At 73.7% G+C, this 16,728-nt stretch carries 12 protein-coding genes; 8 read left to right on the top strand and 4 right to left on the bottom strand.

From position 1 onward, the window contains the following. Positions 1–22 precede the first annotated feature (22 nt). Positions 23–1,366 (top strand): ribosome biogenesis GTPase Der, encoded by a 1,344-nt coding sequence (gene der, locus FF100_RS01540; RefSeq protein ID WP_139033797.1) that lies wholly within the window; start codon positions 23–25, stop codon positions 1,364–1,366. 34 nt (positions 1,367–1,400) lie between these two features. On the opposite strand, the gene FF100_RS36845 is transcribed toward der, so the two are convergent. Beyond that, positions 1,401–1,571 carry a hypothetical protein gene (locus FF100_RS36845; RefSeq protein ID WP_171070012.1) on the bottom strand — a complete coding sequence of 57 codons (171 nt, stop codon included), beginning with the start codon at positions 1,569–1,571 and terminating at the stop codon, positions 1,401–1,403. Positions 1,572–1,992: 421 nt separating this feature from the next. Here FF100_RS36845 and FF100_RS01535 point away from each other — a divergent pair, with 421 nt between their 5' ends. Next, positions 1,993–3,684, top strand: a complete 1,692-nt coding sequence (locus tag FF100_RS01535; protein ID WP_139033796.1) for a methyl-accepting chemotaxis protein — start codon at positions 1,993–1,995, stop codon at positions 3,682–3,684. 6 nt (positions 3,685–3,690) lie between these two features. Here the strand turns inward: FF100_RS01535 and FF100_RS01530 are convergent, their stop codons facing one another. Further along, positions 3,691–4,572 carry a LysR family transcriptional regulator gene (locus tag FF100_RS01530; protein WP_139033795.1) on the bottom strand — a complete coding sequence of 294 codons (882 nt, stop codon included), beginning with the start codon at positions 4,570–4,572 and terminating at the stop codon, positions 3,691–3,693. A gap of 102 nt (positions 4,573–4,674) precedes the next feature. On the opposite strand from FF100_RS01530, the gene FF100_RS01525 reads away from it, so the two are divergent. The 4 genes from FF100_RS01525 to FF100_RS01510 all read left to right on the top strand — a co-directional run bounded on the left by FF100_RS01525 (position 4,675) and on the right by FF100_RS01510 (position 8,893). After that, positions 4,675–5,562: an SDR family oxidoreductase gene (locus FF100_RS01525; protein ID WP_139033794.1), complete on the top strand. Its 888-nt coding sequence runs from the start codon at positions 4,675–4,677 to the stop codon at positions 5,560–5,562. A 73-nt stretch (positions 5,563–5,635) separates the two neighbouring features. Then, complete coding sequence (locus tag FF100_RS01520) at positions 5,636–6,592, top strand: LysR family transcriptional regulator (RefSeq protein WP_139033793.1); 957 nt, start codon at positions 5,636–5,638, stop codon at positions 6,590–6,592. Between the two features lie 69 nt (positions 6,593–6,661). After that, complete coding sequence (locus tag FF100_RS01515) at positions 6,662–7,999, top strand: globin-coupled sensor protein (protein WP_139033792.1); 1,338 nt, start codon at positions 6,662–6,664, stop codon at positions 7,997–7,999. 597 nt (positions 8,000–8,596) lie between these two features. Further along, positions 8,597–8,893 carry a hypothetical protein gene (locus FF100_RS01510; protein ID WP_139033791.1) on the top strand — a complete coding sequence of 99 codons (297 nt, stop codon included), beginning with the start codon at positions 8,597–8,599 and terminating at the stop codon, positions 8,891–8,893. 21 nt (positions 8,894–8,914) lie between these two features. On the opposite strand, the gene FF100_RS01505 is transcribed toward FF100_RS01510, so the two are convergent. Beyond that, positions 8,915–10,639 carry an ABC transporter ATP-binding protein gene (locus tag FF100_RS01505; protein WP_139033790.1) on the bottom strand — a complete coding sequence of 575 codons (1,725 nt, stop codon included), beginning with the start codon at positions 10,637–10,639 and terminating at the stop codon, positions 8,915–8,917. Between the two features lie 263 nt (positions 10,640–10,902). On the opposite strand from FF100_RS01505, the gene FF100_RS01500 reads away from it, so the two are divergent. Continuing rightward, positions 10,903–11,106, top strand: coding sequence for a hypothetical protein (locus tag FF100_RS01500; RefSeq protein ID WP_139033789.1), 204 nt, complete (start codon positions 10,903–10,905; stop codon positions 11,104–11,106). 24 nt (positions 11,107–11,130) lie between these two features. On the opposite strand, the gene FF100_RS01495 is transcribed toward FF100_RS01500, so the two are convergent. Beyond that, positions 11,131–14,706: an AsmA-like C-terminal region-containing protein gene (locus FF100_RS01495; protein WP_139033788.1), complete on the bottom strand. Its 3,576-nt coding sequence runs from the start codon at positions 14,704–14,706 to the stop codon at positions 11,131–11,133. Between the two features lie 234 nt (positions 14,707–14,940). Between FF100_RS01495 and FF100_RS01490 the strand changes: the two genes are divergently transcribed. Beyond that, positions 14,941–16,689, top strand: a complete 1,749-nt coding sequence (locus FF100_RS01490; protein WP_139034269.1) for a carbamoyltransferase family protein — start codon at positions 14,941–14,943, stop codon at positions 16,687–16,689. Positions 16,690–16,728: the final 39 nt, after the last annotated feature.

Genomic DNA, 16,728 nt, shown 5'->3' with positions numbered 1-16,728 from the left:
TGCTATTTTCAGGAAGACCTCCATGTCGATGCCCATCGTCGCGATCGTCGGGCGTCCCAACGTCGGCAAGTCGACGCTGTTCAACCGTCTCGTCGGCCGCAAGCTGGCGCTCGTCGACGACCGGCCGGGCGTCACCCGCGACCGCCGCGAGGGCGAGGTACGCCTCGGCCACCTGCGCTTCCGCATCCTCGACACCGCCGGGCTGGAGGAGGCCGAGGCCGATTCGCTGGCCGGCCGAATGCGCGCCCAGACCGAGGCCGCCATCGCCGAGGCCGACGCGGTCCTGTTCGTGATCGATGCCCGCGCCGGCCTGCTGCCGGCCGACCAGCCCTTCGCCGAGCTGGTCCGCCGGGCCGACAAGCCGGTGATCCTGCTCGCCAACAAGGCCGAGGGCGGGGCCGGCATGGCCGGCGCCTACGAGGCCTTCGCGCTCGGCCTCGGCGACCCGGTGCCGCTCTCGGCCGAGCACGGCGAGGGCATGGGCGACCTCCTCGACGCCCTCGAAGCGGTGCTGCCGGAGCAGGACGACGACGACGACGAGGGCGGCGAGGGCAAGCCGCTCAAGGTCGCGATCGTCGGCCGCCCGAATGCCGGCAAGTCGACACTGATCAACCGGATGCTCGGCGAGGACAGGCTGCTCGTCGGCCCCGAGGCCGGCATCACCCGCGACTCGATCTCACTCGACTGGGAGTGGCGCGGCCGCCGGATCAAGCTGCACGACACCGCCGGCATGCGCCGCCGCGCCAGGATCGACGACAAGCTGGAGAAGCTCGCGGTCTCCGACGGCTTGCGGGCGGTGCGCTTCGCCGAGGTCGTGGTGGTGCTCCTCGACGCGACGATCCCGTTCGAGAAGCAGGACCTGACCATCGTCGACCTCGTCGAGTCGGAAGGGCGCGCCCTCGTCATCGGTCTCAACAAGTGGGATCTTGTCGCCGACCAGCCCGGGCTGCTGAAGGATCTGAAGGAGAAGGCGACGCGCCTGCTGCCGCAGGTGCGCGGGGCCGCGGTGGTGCCGCTCTCGGGGCTCGCCGGCGAGGGCATCGACCGGCTGATGCACGCGGTGGTCTCGACCGCCGAGGTGTGGAACCGCCGCGTCTCGACCGCCAAGATCAACCAGTGGCTGAGCGAGGCGACACAGGCCAACCCGCCGCCGGCGGTGTCCGGCCGGCGCATCAAGATCCGCTACGCTACCCAGGTGAAGTCGCGCCCGCCGCACTTCGCCCTGTTCGGCAACCAGCTCGACGCGCTGCCGAAATCCTATACCCGCTACCTCGTCAACAGCCTGCGCGAGGCCTTCGAGCTGCCGGGCGTGCCGATCCGCCTGTCGCTCCGGACCTCGAAGAACCCGTTCGACAAGAGCGAGTGAGGACTCGGCGAGCGAGGATCTGGCGAGAGGCCGCTCAGCGCGGCCTCTGGTCGGCCGGGAGGTTGCGGGCGTAGGCCTCGCGCTCCTCCTTCTCGCGGATCAGCTTCTCGTAGGCCGCCTTGGCCTCGGCCGAGACCGTGAGGGTGCGGGCCTGGGCGGGCTTGCGCTTGGGCGCACGCTTGAACCGGTCGGTGGATTCGCTCATCGCTGACAGCCCCCGTTCTGACTGGTTACGACCGCGTTTACCGCGTTCGTCGCGTCTTGGCGACCACCTTGGCGACCACCTTGGCGACCACCTTGGCGACCACCGATGACTTGGCGGCAGGCGGGATCGTGCAGACTTTCGGGGGGCATTCCCAGCCGTGACCCGGCGAGACGCCTGATTTGCCTATGGGCCGGGCGCGATGCCGCCCGAATGGGCAATTCATTGATGAATTATTCTGCGTAACCCCGAATACTAGTCGGCAATCAAAAAATTGTCGAAAAACGAACCGTCAGAATAAGCAACGCCACGATATGGCGGAGAAATGATCTCTTAACCCGACGATGCCAAGCCTCCGTCATTGTTAGCTTATGGAAGGGTGCGACCGTATCGGGTTCGGGCCGTTCCGCGGCGGGAATCCGGCATGCGCGCCTTCAACAACCTCACGCTCCTCGCCAAGCTGGCGCTGCCGGCCGGCCTCGTGCTCCTCGTGGCGCTCGGCCTCGTCGGGCTCGCCCGGACCGGCCTCGACGCGATGGGGCGGACGATGGGAGAGATCGTCGACTCGCGCACGGCCCGGGCGGTGGCGGCCCTGCGGGTGGCGAACGCCGTCGCCGAAGCGGCGATCGCCCAGCGCAGCGTCATCATCGAGGGCAGCGACGAGGCGCGCCAGGTCCTGGCCAAGCAGCACCGGGCGGCGGAGGAGCTGGCCGCCGCCGAGGCCGAGCGGCTGGTGGGGCTGGCCGCGACCGCGGAGGAGCGCGCCGCGGACGAGGCGACCCGCACGAGCATCGCCGATTACCTCGCCTTCTCGGCCAAGGTGGTGACGAACGCGCAGCAGGGCATGACCGACGTCGCCTTCGCGCTCTCGACCGAGAAGGATGCCGGCATGCGCGAGACGGCCTCCGCCGCGGTCGCGGCCCGGGTCCGGGCGACGCTGGCCGACCTCGCCGCGGCCCGGGACGCGGCGCAGGCCGCCGCCGCCGCGACCACGACGCGCCTGACCCTCGTCGCGGGGATCGGCCTCGCCCTCGCCTTCTCGGCCCTCGCCGCCATCGCGGTCTTCGGCGTCGCCCGGCCGCTCACCCGCATGGCGCGGGCGATGAACGACCTCGCGGCGGGCGACCTTACGGTCGCGGTGGCCGGCACCGGGCGGCGGGACGAGATCGGCGCGCTCGCCCGCGCCCTGCAGGTGTTCAAGGATTCCGCCGGCGCGATGCGCCGGCTGACAGCGCAGGAGGGCGAGCGCAACGAAGCCGCGGCCCGGCGCGCCGCCCTGGTCGATGGCCTTGCCCGGGAGTTCGAAGCCAAGGTCTCGGGGCTCTCGCGCGATCTCGCCGGGGCGGCCGGCACCATGGAGGCGGCGGCCCGGGCGATGGCGGCGGGCGCCGAGGCCGGGGCCGGGCGCACCGAGGCAGCGGCCGGGGTGGCGCAGCGGACCTCCGGCCACGTCCACGCCGTGGCGGCGGCGAGCGAGCAGATGACGGCGGCGATCCAGGAGATCGTGCAGCAGGTCGCGCAGACCTCGCGCATGGCCGGGCAGGCGGTGGCGGATGCCGGCCGCACCGACGCCACGGTGGGCGAACTGGCCCAGGCCGCCGAGCGCATCGAGCGCGTCGTCTCGGTCATCGCCGACATCGCCGCGCAGACCAACCTTCTGGCCCTCAACGCCACCATCGAGGCGGCCCGGGCGGGGGCGGCGGGGCGCGGCTTCGCCGTGGTGGCCGCCGAGGTCAAGGCGCTCGCCGGCCAGACCACCCGGGCGACGGAGGAGATCACCGGGCAGGTCGGGGCGATCCAGGCCGCGACCCGGGCCGCCATCGCCGACATCCAGCGCATCGGCCAGGTGATCGGCGAGATGTCGGCCTCCGCCGCATCCGTGGCGGCCACGATGGAGGAACAAGGCGCCGCGACCCAGGAGATCGCCCGCAGCGTCGGCGAGGCGGCCGCGGGCACCGGCCACGTCACCGAGACCCTGCGCGACCTGGGCCGGGAGGCCGGCGAGACCGGCACGGCCGCCGGGCAGGTGCTCGACGCGGCGCTCATCCTGGCGCGCCATTCCGACGGGCTGACGCGGGAGGTCGGCGGCTTCCTGGCGGCGGTGAAGGCGGCGTGAGCCGGGTCACTCCCCGATGAAGGATGCCAGCTCCTCCGGCGCTCCGGTCGGGAACGTCTCACCGAGGTGGTCGAGGAAGGCCGCGACCCGGGCGTTGAGCAGCCGCCGCGACGGGTAGAGCGCCCATAGGGCGGTCTCCCCGCCCGCGACGTCGCCCCAGCGGACGAGCCGTCCCGCCGCGAGGTCGGGACCGACGAGGGAGAGCGGCAGGCGCGCGACCCCGACACCGGCCCGGACCGCGTCGCGCACCATGACGAGGGAGGACAGGGCCAGAACCGGCGAGACGGCGAGGCTCCCGCCACCCGCGAGCGCCCAGACCGCCGGGTCCTGCTCCGTCCTCACCACCGCCGGCACGGGCGCGTCCTCGGGCGGCCGCCGCCATGCGGGAGCCGCCGCCACGACGATCCGGTCGCGCAGGAAGACCCGGCCGACCAGGCTCTCGTCCGGGTCCGGATTGACCCGGATCACCAGATCGTAGCCCTCCTCGACCATGTCGACCGCCCGGTCCTCCGTGGTGACCGCGAGGCGGACCTCCGGGTGCTTCAGCGCGAAGGACGCCGCCACCCGGCCGAGCGCCGTCTGCGCGAACAGGAGCGGCGCGCTGATCCGCAGCCGGCCGCGGACCCGGCCGCCGCCGGCGGCGATCGCCGCGGCCGTCTCGTCGAGCTCGGTCAGCAGGGCGCCGGCCCGCTCGGCGAGCGCCCGTCCCTCCTCGGTGAGCACCAGCACCCGGCGGCCGCGCTCGAACAGACGCAGGGTCAAGCTCGCTTCCAGCTCGGCCACCCGGCGCGACAGCGTCGCCTTCGGCCGTCCCGTGGCGCGGGCGGCCCGCCCGAACCCGCCGTGGCGGGCGACGAGTACGAAATCGGCGAGCGCGAGCAGGTCCATCCGTTCCACCGGCGAGACGGTGCGTCCAGAACTGACGTCTATCGGCTCATGACTGGATCGCGCATCGTCGGGACGTGTTCAACCCCGAACCGGAGCAAACCCATGACGATCCTGGTGACTGGCGCGACCGGCACGGTCGGGCGCCACGTGGTCGCGGCGCTCGGCCGCCACGGCGCCGACATCCGCGCCCTCGTCCGCGATCCTGCCAAGGTCCGCGACCCCGCCAAGGCCGGTCTTCCCGACGGCGTCGCGGTGGCGCAGGGGGACTTCCTCGACATCGACGCGATGCGGGCCGCCCTTTCGGGCGTCTCGACCCTGTTCCTGCTCAACGCGGTGGTGCCCGACGAGGTCACGCAGGCGCTCGTCGCGCTCAACCTCGCCCGGGAGGCGGGCATCCGGCGGGTGGTCTACCTGTCGGTGATCCACAGCGATCGCTACCTGAACGTGCCGCATTTCGCCGGCAAGTTCGCGGTCGAGCGGATGATCGACGGGATGGGGTTCGAGGCCACGATCCTGCGCCCGGCCTATTTCATCGACAACGACCGCACCATCGCCGACGTCGTCCTGCACTACGGCGTCTACCCGATGCCGATCGGGCACAGGGGCCTCGCGATGATCGACGCCCGCGACATCGGCGAGATCGCCGCCCTCGCGCTCGTCCGCCGCGACGGGAGCACCGTCCCCCTGCCCTCGGAGCGGCTCACCCTCGTCGGGCCGGAGACGCTGACCGGCGAGGGCGTCGCCGCGATCTGGTCGGAGGCCCTGGGGCGTCCGGTCGCCTATGGCGGCGACGACACGGTCGCGTTCGAGCGCACGCTGGGCGGAGCGATGCCGCCCTGGATGGCCTTCGACATGCGCCTGATGGCCGAGCGGTTCCAGACCGACGGGATGCTCCCGGAATCCGGCGACCGCGAGCGCCTGACCGCCATGCTCGGCCGCCGGCTGCACGCCTACCGCGATTTCGCCGCCGGCCTCGCCGCATCGGCGTGACGGGCGATCCCGGCTCCCTCGACCGGGCGCGGTGCCTATCCCGCCCCGCGCCCCTCCGCTACAACCGACGCCCGTGAACTGGGACGCGTTCGACTTCAAGCTGCTCATCGTGTTCGACGCGATCATGCGCGAGCGGCACGTGACGCGCGCCGGCGAGCGGCTGGGCCTGAGCCAGTCGGCGGTGAGCCATGCGCTGCAGCGCCTGCGCCGGGCGCTCGGGGACGAACTGTTCGTGCGCGGGCCGGAGGGCATGAGCCCGACGCCGCGGGCCCTCGACCTGGCGGAACCGGTGCGGCGGGCGCTGGCCGAGATCGAGGGCGCGCTGCAGCAGGACCGGTTCGATCCGGCCTCGGCCACCGCCCGCTTCCGGCTGGTGCTCAACAACACCGCCGCCGTGGTGCTGGCCCCGGCCCTCGCCGAATGGATCGGGCATCGGGCCCCGTCGCTCCACCTGCACATGAGCCCGAGCGGCACCGTGCGCCTCGACGACCAGCTCGACCGCGGCGATGTCGACCTCGCGGTGGTCGGCGCCGGCCGGGTCGAGGGCGAGCGCTTCGGCACCACGACGCTGTTCCGCGACGGGTTCGCGGCGGTCGCCCGGCGCGGGCATCCGGCCCTGGCCTCGCCCCTCACCTACGAGCGCCTGGCGGAACTGCCCCACCTCGTCGTCTCCTCGACGGGCGACGATGTCGGCTTCCTCGACGCGATCCTCCTGCGCCGGGGCCTGCCGCCCCGCCGCATCGCGATGGCGGCGCCGTTCCTGTCGGCGGCGCCGATCCTGGTCCGCTCCGACATGGTGGCGGTCCTGGACGAGCGGATCGCCCGCACCCTGGAGACGGTGCATCCGGTCGCCTGCGCGGCCCTGCCGGCGGATCCCGACCTGCCGGTCACCCGCTCGGTCCTGGTCTGGGCCCGGCGGGTCGAGCGCCATCCGGGCCATGCCTGGCTGCGCCGGCAGGTCGCGGAATGCGCCCGCAGCCTCGCCGCGAATGGTTCCATCGCGGTCGATCAAGATCTAACAGTCAGGTGAATCGCCGGTAACCGAAAATTATGAGGAACCCACGCACAAGTTGTGTTCTGCAACTGGTGCAACTTCGCCATGGATCAGACGGTCGTCTCCGCCGCGCAAAGCCGGCGCTTCGCCACCTTCGGCCTCACGGAGGACGACCTCGCCCGCCTGCGCGGCCTCGCCGGCTTCGCGCGCGAGCGCCTGCCGGGGCTGCTGGCCGAGTGGAACGCCCGCTTCGCCACCTGGCCGGAGATCCAGGCGACCCTGCGCGATCCCGAGGTGCACGAGGCCCGCGTCGCCCACTGGGTGCGGGTGGCGAGCGGGGATTTCGGCCCGGACTTCACGGCATCGGCCGAGCGGCTGGCGACCGTGTTCTACGACCGGGGGGTGCCGGCCTACGCGGTCTCGATCTGCCACGCCACGGTGACGGCGGGACTGGCCGGCGCGCTCGGGCTCGACGCCCCGCGCCGTCCGTTCTCCGGCAAGGACCGGGAAGCCCTGCGCGGCACCCTCACACGGGCGGCCTGGCTCGACCTCGAAGTGCTGCTCGAGACCTACGCGGCGGCCGAGCAGGCGAGCCGCCGGCGCACCGCCGCGACTCTGGCGCAGACCTTCGAGGACCGGGTGCTGGCGGTCATCGGCGCGGTCACCGATCAGGCCCGGGCCCTCGACGGCTCGGTCGATTCGTTGTCGCGCAACGCCGCCCGCTCGACCGAGGCGGCCACCGCGGTGGCGGCCGCGATGGTCGAGGCCGCCGCCGGGACCGAGCAGGTGACGCGCTCCGCCGAGCAGCTCAGCGCCGCCATCGCGGAGATCGCCGGCGAGGTCGGCCGCTCCCACGCCGTCGCCGAGGAGGCGGTGTCGCAATCCGACGCGGTGGCGGCCCGGGTCTCGTCGCTCGCCGAGGCCGTCGGCCAGGTCGGCCAGGTGGTGACGCTGATCACCGGCATCGCGGCCCAGACCAACCTGCTCGCCCTCAACGCCACGATCGAGGCCTCGCGCGCCGGGGCCGCCGGCCGCGGCTTCGCCGTGGTGGCGGCGGAGGTGAAGGCGCTGGCCCAGCAGACCGCCCGGGCCACCGGCACCATCGCCGGCCAGATCGACGCCATGCGGACAGCGGCAGGCGGGTCGGTCGAGGCGATCGCCCGCATCCGCGAGACGATCGGGCGGATCAGCGAGAGCAGCGCGATGATCAGCGCCGCGGTCGAGGAGCAGAGCGCCGCCACCGCGGAGATTGCCCGCAGCACCCGCGACGTCAGCGCCGGCACCGAGGAAGTCGCCCGCCTGATCGACCGGGTGCGCGAGGATGCCGGCGGCACCGCCGCGGTCGCGATGCAGGTCACCGATTCCACCCGCGACCTCGGGCGCCAGACCGATGCGATGAGCGCGGCGGTGGGGGCGTTCCTGGGCGAGGTCCGGGCGGCGTGACCGCCCGGCATCGCTGGCCGCCGCGATGACCGGATCGGCGGCACGACGATTCAGAAGCAGGAACCCGAACGGAGCGGGCCATGCCGTTTACGCGGCTCGACGCTGGCCATCTCCCGGTTCCCCGTAGGCCGCCCCTGTTCCGGACGACCGATGCGTCAGCGGACCGAGATCCGGGATCGGTGGCCGGACCGGCGGCGGCGCGGCGGACAGCGCCCCCTCACCCGCCATGCCGCACCGAGCGCGATCACCGGCAGGACGTCGCCTCCGGTGCCGAGCCCGACGAGGACGACGCGCCGGCCCTCCGTGACCGCCGCCTCGCCTCGGCCGATGCCGCATCCCCGATAACCGCGAAAATTTTTCCCATGTCGGTGACCGAAGATTAATCATGCGATGGGAATGACGGCGGTCCGACCGGCGGATGGGCGGACGCCATGACCGTTCGGGATCGGAAAAACCTGCGGCGCGGGACGCGGGAGGACGGGCGATGCCTCATCGGATCGGCCGCGATCGGCGCGCGCGCCGTCGCGCATTATCCCAGGCGGCCTAGGCTGTAAGCCCGGGTATGTCTGGCGTGTTGCAGGCACTACTTGCGCGAGTATGATCCTGAATCTCGACCTGCCGGTGGCCGCCGAGGGCCGCCCTCCCGCCCCCGCGCCTGTCGCGGCCCTGGTCACGCACGTGCTGCGCGATCTTGCCCTCTCCTACGAGGCCGAGTGCCCGGGCGGATTCGCCCGCTTCCGGCAGGCCCTGTCGGTCGAGTCGCTCGCGGTCATCGCCCGCTTCTCCGGCGCGGCGACGAGCGACGAGGCGGCGCTCGCCATGGCGCGGCAAGTCCACGAGACGCTGCTCGACGTCGAGGAAGACGTCTGGGCGCTCCACACCGCCTCGCACTGACCCTCCCCTCATCCGGTCCCGCTACTCCGCGGCGACGATGCCGGCTTGCGCCGCGTGCAGGCGCCGGTAGGCGCCGTCGGCTGCCACCAGCGCCTCGTGCGAGCCCTGCTCGAGGATGCGCCCGTTCGACACCACGGCGATGCGGTCGGCGTGCCGGATGGTGGCGAGGCGGTGGGCGATGACGAGGGTCGTGCGGCCGATGGTCAGTTCCGCGAGCGCCTGCTGGATCTCGCGCTCGGTCTGGGTGTCGAGGGCCGAGGTCGCCTCGTCGAGGATCAGGATCGGCGGGTTCTTGAGAAAGACCCGGGCGATCGCCAGGCGCTGCTTCTGCCCGCCCGAGAGCTTGACGCCGCGCTCGCCCACCACCGTGTCGAGCCCGTCCGGCAGCGTCTCGATCAGGGTGTCGAGGCGGGCCCGGTGCGCCGCCTGCCGGATCTCGGCCTCGCTCGCGTCGAGCCGGCCATAGGCGATGTTCTCGCGGATCGTCCCGGCGAACAGGAACACGTCCTGCTGCACGATGCCGATCTGGCCGCGCAGCGAGGCGAGGGTCAGGTCGCGGATGTCGTGGCCGTCGATCGTGATGCGCCCGCCCTCGACGTCGTAGAAGCGCGGCACCAGCGAGCAGAGCGTGGTCTTGCCGGCGCCCGACGGCCCGACGAAAGCGACGGTCTCGCCCGCGCGCACGGCGAGGTCGACACGATCGAGCACCGGGCGGCCGTCGCCGTAGCCGAAGCGCACGCCCTCGAAGCGGATCTCGCCCGTGAGCGGCACCGCGACCGCGCCGGGCCGGTCGACGATGTCGGGCGCGGTGGCGAGCAGGGCCAGGTAGCGGCGAAAGCCCGCGATGCCTTTGGGATAGGTCTCGACCACCGCGCTGATCTTCTCCAGCGGCCGGTAGAACACCCCGACGAGGAGCAGGAAGCCGACGAAGCCGCCGGGGCTGAGATCGCCCCGCACCACATAGGCAGCGCCGCCGACGAGCACCACGATCTGGACGAGGCGCATGCCGAGATAGTTGAGCGACAGGCTCGCCGCCATGATCTTGTAGGCCTCGAGCTTGGTCGCCCGGTAGCGCGCGTTGTCGGCGGCGAAGAGGCGCCGCTCGTGGGCCTCGTTGGCGAAGGCCTTCACCACCCGGATGCCGCCGACATTCTCCTCGATGCGGGCGTTGAAGGCCCCGACCCGGCCGTACTGCGCCTGCCAGTTCCGCGTCATGCGGCCGCCGTAGCGCACGGTGACGAAGGCGATGACCGGCAGGATCGCGGCGGTCATCAGCGCCAGCGGCGGATGGACATAGAGCATCAGCCCGAAGGCGCCGATCAGCGTCATCACGGCGATGAACAGGTCCTCGGGCCCGTGATGGGCGACCTCGCCGATCTCCTCCAGGTCCTTCGTCACCCGGGCGACGAGGTGGCCGGTCTTCTGGTTGTCGAAGAACCGGAACGACAGCGTCTGCAGGTGGTCGAAGGCGCGGGCCCGCATCGTGGTCTCGATGTTGATGCCGAGCACGTGGCCCCAGTAGGTCACCACCACCATCAGCCCCGCATTGGCGACGTAGAGCAGGGTCAGCCCGGCCGCGGCCAGCAGGATCAGGCTCCAGTCCTGGCGCGGCAGCAGCACGTCGACGAAGGCCTTCACCGCCATCGGGAAGCCGAGCTCGAGCAGGCCCGAGAGGATGGCGCAGCCGAAATCGACGAGGAACAGGGCCCGGTACGGCCGGTAATAGGCGAGGAAGGCCTTGAGCATGACGGTCCGGTCGGAGGATGGGGCGGAGCGCGGTCCGGCTCCTGATAAGCGGGAAACGTCGCGCGCGACAGAGGCGGAAGCACGGGTCACCCGGTCGCTGGCGGCGTTTCCCCGGCCTGCGTCACGCCCGGTGCGGCTTGACCGGCCGGGGGTCGCGCGCCACCTCCGTCCCGAGCGGACCCGCGCGCCCCGGAGCGGCACATGATCGACCCCTGTTCCCGGCCGGCCGCGAGCGCCCGCTCCGGGCCGGCGTGGAGCGGGCGATGACGACGGACCGATCCTCCGCCTGGGGCTGGCGCCGGACCTTGCGCCTCGTCCTCACGGTCGTGCCGCCCCTCGTCGGGATCGTCCTGATCGGGCAGGCGGTGGTGGCGTCGATCGGCGGCGACATCCGGCGCTGGGAGTTCGTCCTCGGGGCGGCGTGCCTGTGCTTGACCTTCGCCGGGCGGTTGGTGCCGGAGGCGTGAGGGGCTTAGGGGTCCCCGGCAGGCTTATTGCGAAGTCTCCGCGTCCGGTGCGCCGCCCTGCCGACGCGACGCCTCCTCCTCGGCCCTGCGGGCTGCGTCCGCGGCCCGCGCGGCCTCGGCGGCCCTCGCCGCTTCAGCCTTCGCCGCTTGAGCCTTCGCTGCTTCAACCCTTGCCGCTTCAGCCCTTGCCGCTTCAACCCTTGCCGCTTCAACCCTTGCCGCCTCGGCCCGCGCGGCCTCGGCCCTTGCCTCCTCCGCCCGCTGCCGGACCTGCCGCGCGTCATCGATCGCACGGGCGCGGTCCATCTCTAGGCGGCTGCGGCGGCGGGCGAGTTCGTTGCGGTCGGCCTCGACGGTCTCGATCTTGTCGAGCTCGCGCTGCAGCACCACCGCCGCCAGCACGTTGCTGAGCGGGACGAGGTCGAGCTCCCGCTGCGGCCGGGCGAGCGGTCCGACGAGGGCGAGGCCGAGGGTCGGCGCCGGCGCCGTCCAGGCCCGGGGCGTCGCCGTGGCGGTGAAGGTACCGCGGGCGTCGAGGCGCAGGGATTTCAGGTCGACCTGCACCAAGCCGCTCCAGGTCGCCGGACCGAGATCGAGGGACAGGCCGCCGGTGCGCAGCACCCCGCCGACCATCGAGGCCGGGACCGAGACCGGCCCGGCGATGACCAGCGGCCCGCGGTCGAACTCCTCCGACACCACCCGCTCGACGCGGCCCGACCGCAGCGGGTCCTCCTCCGACAAGAGCCGGGTCAGCGCCCGTTGCACGGCCGCCGGGTCGAGGTCGCGCAGGGTCAGCCCGGCGAGGTCGAGGGCGCCGCTGCCGGCGAGGTTGCCGACGAGGGCGGCGGTGCTGTCGCCGGCGCCGCCGAGGCGCAGACGCAGCGAGACCTGGCCCCGCACCGCGTCGCCGCCGGTGAGCGGGGGCAGCGCCGCCGCGGTCAGGCTGCCTTCCGCGGCGAGCGTCGCCTGGGCGCCCTGGCGCGCCAGGGTGGCGCTGCCGGAGAGCCGCCCGCGGGCGAGGCCGGCGCCGAAGTCGCGGACCGAGAGGCCGTCGCGACCGAGCCCGAGATCGAACCGCGCCCAGTCCGCCGCGAGGCCGCGGCCGAGATCGAGGCGGCGCACGGTCATCGCGACCTGGCCGGTGGCGGGCGCCGCCGGGGTCGGGCCGAACCGGGCGGCGGACCAGGAATCCGGTCCGGCCGGCGCCCCCCCGGGATTCAGCACCAGGGCCTCGGCGAGCCAGGGCAGGGAGAGCCGCTCGAGCGAGATGCTGCCGGCGATCTCGTCCCCCGCCGACCGGGTCAGCGTCGCCTCGACCGCCGATCCCGCCAGCGTGCCGGTCACGGCGAGGCGCGGGGTCTCGCCGCTGCGGGAGAAGCCCAAGGTCAGCCGCGCCGGCACCGGCTCCGGCGGGGTGGCGGCGCGGCCGAGCAGGCCGGCGAGCGGCCGCAGGTCGGGCGCGGCCAGGGTCAGCGCGCCGTCCTGGAGCGGGCCGCCGCTCGCCGGCAGGATCAGCGGCCTTGCCGTCCCGACCGTCGCCCCGGCGATGCCGGCATCGAGGGTCAGGCTCAACGGGGCGTCCGCCGCCGGCCGGCGCCCGGCGAGATGCAGGGTCGCCGGGGTGGCGAGCGCCGGGTCGTCGGGCCGGCCGAGCCAGCGACCGGAGGCCACGCCGTCGAGGCGCGCGTCGAGACCGTCGAGGCGCCCGGCCTGGGCGGCGAGGGTCAGGGCGAGACGGCCGCCGGCAGCGCTGCCGCGGGCCTCGCCGTGCAGGGTGCCCTCCTCCGACCCCGGGCCGCGCTCCAGCGTCACGTCGAGGGCGACCGGGCCGTCGCGCAGGAAGCCCGGCAGCAGCCGCGCCTCGTCGACGAAGGTGCGCGAGACGAGGTCGATCAGCGGGGCGGCGACCGGGGCGCTCACCCGCCCGGCGATCCGCCCGGCCCCGTCGGCGCCGATCCGGCCCGAGAGGCTGGCCCGGGCCCCGGCGAGGTCGCGCACCTCCAGGCTGTCGAGGCGGAGCGCGGCGCCCTCGGATTGCAGGCTGGCGGCGATCTCGCCGGTCTTCGTCCCGGTCGGGCCGTAGCGCAGGTCGCGGGCGAGGAGCGTCAGGCCGACATCGTGGTCGTGCAGGGCGGCGATCGCCCCGCGCATCGGCGGCAGCTCCGCCACGTCGAGCCCGTCGGCGATGATCTGGGCGTCGAAGCGCGGCCGGGCCTGGTCGGGACCGGCCGGGCTGTAGCGGGCCGAGCCGGTGATCCGCGCCGTTCCCAGCGCCACCCGGGCGTTGCGCACCGACAGGACCGGCAGGGCGGCGGCCACGTCGGCCTCGGCCGAGAACGGCCGGCCGTCGAGGAGCCCGGTGAGCGGGCCGCCGAGGCCGATCCGGTCGAGCAGGCGCGCGAGCCGGTCCGAGGCCGGGGCATCGAGGGCGGCGTGGCCCGAGAAGCCGCCGCTCGGCGTCACGTCGCCGGACAAGCCCAGCGTCAGGCCGCCCGCGGCGGTACCGGCGAGGCGCCGCAGCGTCACCGCACCGGAGGGCCGGATCGTGGCGCTCAAGCCCGCGCCGCTCCATTCCTCGCGGGCGAGCGTCAGGCTGTCGACCGCGACGTCGAGGGCGAGGGTGCCCGGCAGCGCGGCGGGCGACAGGCCGCGGCCGAGCAGGGCCTGCCCGGTGGCACTCATCAGGAAGCCGTCGAGGTCGAGGCGCCGGGCGTCCAGGCTCAGCGCGGCGCGGGCATTCGCGAGGTCGATGCTGCCGCGGCCGGTGAGGCGCAGGGGCGCCTCACCCGGAACCTCGACGGCCAGGGCCTCGAAGGTGGCGAGGCGGCCCTTCGCCTTGAACCCGCCCTGCGCTGAGAACGGCAGGGCCGCGCCCGCCGCCTGAGCCGGCGGCCCGACCACCAGGCGGGCCGTGCCGGAAGCCTCCGGCACGCCGTCGGCGATCGTCACCCGGGCGTCGAGGTCGAGCCGGGGCACCGTGTCGCCCCCCGTCCCGAGCTTCACCGGCAACGCCCCGTCGGGCCCGGGAGTGCCGGTGGTGAGGCGGAACGGCACCGCCTCGACCTGGCCCTCCACCCGCCACGGCCCGGCGAGGCGCGGCGCCGAGAGCCGGACGGTCTCGGCATAGACCTGATCGGTGCGCCCGGTCGCGGCCACCCGGGTGGTGACGAGGAGCTGCGACACCCGCAGGTCTTCGACCGCCAGATCGCGGCCGTCGGTCAGGAGGTCCGGCAGCGGCCGGAAGCCCCCGGCCTCGGTCATCGGCAGGGTGACCTCGCCGCGGCCGATCCGGGTCTCGGTGAAGCGGATCTCGCCCGCCAGGAGCGGGGTCAGGGCGATCTCGGCCTTGACGAAGCGGGCATCGAGGGACGGGCGGTCGCGCCCGGTCGAGAGCCTGAGGTGGTCGATCCGCAGGCGCGGCGAGGGCAGGAGGCGCACCTCGAGCCGGCCGTCGCTATGGGCCTCGACGCCGAGGGAACGGCTGAGCGCCGCGTCGAAGGCGGTGCGGTAGGATTCCCACGGGATGAAGGGCGGCGCGACCAGGGCCGCGGCGAGGATCAGGATGACGAGGCCCGCCAGGGCGGTCAGGATGTCGCGCACCTTCAGCCGTCCGTGCCGCCCCGCCAGGGGGCGCCGCCCTTGTGTTCGTCCGACGGCCCGGCAGGCCGTACCCCAATGACTGCGCTAGCATATCGTCATCGGAAACGCGGACGAAATCCGGCGCGATCACGCAGCGACAGCCGCCCCCCGATGCGCCCGCGCAACGCTCGGGCCCGGCCTGACACCCGGAGCCGAGGCTGTTAGAGCGGCATCGTGAGCATGCAAACGGACCCGATGCGCTATTATCTCGGCCTCGCCACCACCTTCCACGACCCGGCCCTCGCCCTGGTCGGGCCGGACGGCACGGTGCTCTTCGCCGAGGCGACGGAGCGCTACCTGCAATACAAGCGCGCCCCGAACTGCGAGCCGGATTCGGCGCCCCGCATGGCCGGTCTGCTCAAGGCCCACCTGCCGCCCGGCGCGGAACTCGTGATCGCCACGACCTGGGGCCCGGATTTCAGCCGCTACCTCGCCGGCCAGGCGGCGACCGGCGCCTTCGCGCTCGATGCGCTGAAGGGCCATTCCCCCGCCCTCAACCGCTCGCTGGTGCCCGAGCGGTCGGAGCGCACCTTCATCGCCGAACTGGCGCTGGCGCAGGGGCGGGCCGGCTACGGCACGCTGCTCGGCCTCGACCGGGCGCATGGCGGCCGCTCGACCATCGCGGATCTCCGCCGTTACCCCCACCACCTGACGCACGCGGCCTACGGGCTGTGGGGCTCGCCGTTCCGGGACGCCACCTGCCTCGTCGTCGACGGCATGGGCGAGACCGGAGCCTCGGCGATCTACCGGATGGAGGCGGGCCGCCTCTCGGAGGTCAAGCGCCATCGCGGCCGAGAATCGATCGGCTTCTTCTTCGGCCTCGTCACCGACCTCGCCGGGTTCGACCAGGCCAAGGGCGAGGAATGGAAGATCATGGGGCTCGCCCCCTATGGCCGGACCGATCCCGACCTGATGGCGCTGCTGCGCCGCCTGTACCGGGTCGAGAACGGCCGCCTGCGCTTCTCGGATGCCGCCACCGTGCAGGCGGTGGCCGGGGAGATCCGCGCCCGCCGCCCGGCGGATGTCGGCGAGGACGGCTGGGCCGACCTCTCGGCCTGCGGCCAGGCGGTGTTCTCGGAGATGATGGACGTGCTGGTCGCCGAGGCCGGGCGCCTGGCGCCGCACGAGAACCTCGTCGTCACCGGCGGCTGCGCCCTGAACTCGTCCTACAACGGCCGCCTGCTCGGGCGCAGCGCCTTCCAGCGGCTGCACGTTCCCTCGGCGCCCGCCGACGACGGCAACGCGCTGGGCGCGGCCTGGCTCGCCTTCGAGGAGGACCATCCGGGCTGGACCGGCCCGGGCCGGCTCGCCACCCCCTATCTCGGCTCCCGCGTCTCGACCGAGCCGCTGGAGCGGATGGTCGGCTGGGAGCCGCGCCTCCGGCATCTCGGCCATGACGGCGTGACGCAGGCCGCTGCCGGGATCCTGGCGGCGGGCGGGCTCGTCGGCTGGGTGCAGGGGCGGGCCGAGTTCGGGCCCCGGGCGCTCGGCAACCGCTCGATCCTGGCCGATCCGCGCCCGGCCGACGCCAAGGCGATCCTGAACGGCAAGGTGAAGTACCGCGAGGCGTTCCGGCCCTTCGCGCCCTCGATCCTGGCCGAGGCCGGGCCGGACTGGTTCGAGGATTACCAGGACAGCCCCTACATGGAGCGCACCCTGGTCTGGCGGCCGGAGAGGCGGCGCCACGTGCCGGCGGTGGTGCACGAGGACGGCACCGGGCGGCTCCAGAGCGTGACCGAGGAGCGCAACCCGGCCTATGCCGCCCTGATCCGCGCCTTCGCGGAGCGGACCGGCGTGCCGATCCTGCTCAACACCAGCTTCAACGTGATGGGCAAGCCGATCCTCCACACCGCCGAGGACGCGATCCTGATGTTCGCCACGACGGGTCTCGACGCCGTGGTGATCGAGGACTGGATCCTGGTGAAGGACGGGGTGCCGACGTGAGAAGGGCCGGCCCCGTCCCCGGGTGCCGGCCCCTGACAA

The sequence above is a fragment of the Methylobacterium terricola genome (genome assembly GCF_006151805.1).
In the GTDB taxonomy this organism is placed as follows: Bacteria; Pseudomonadota; Alphaproteobacteria; order Rhizobiales; family Beijerinckiaceae; genus Methylobacterium; species Methylobacterium terricola.
Note: the sequence above shows the minus strand (reverse complement) of the source record. Positions and strands in the feature narration are given on the sequence as shown.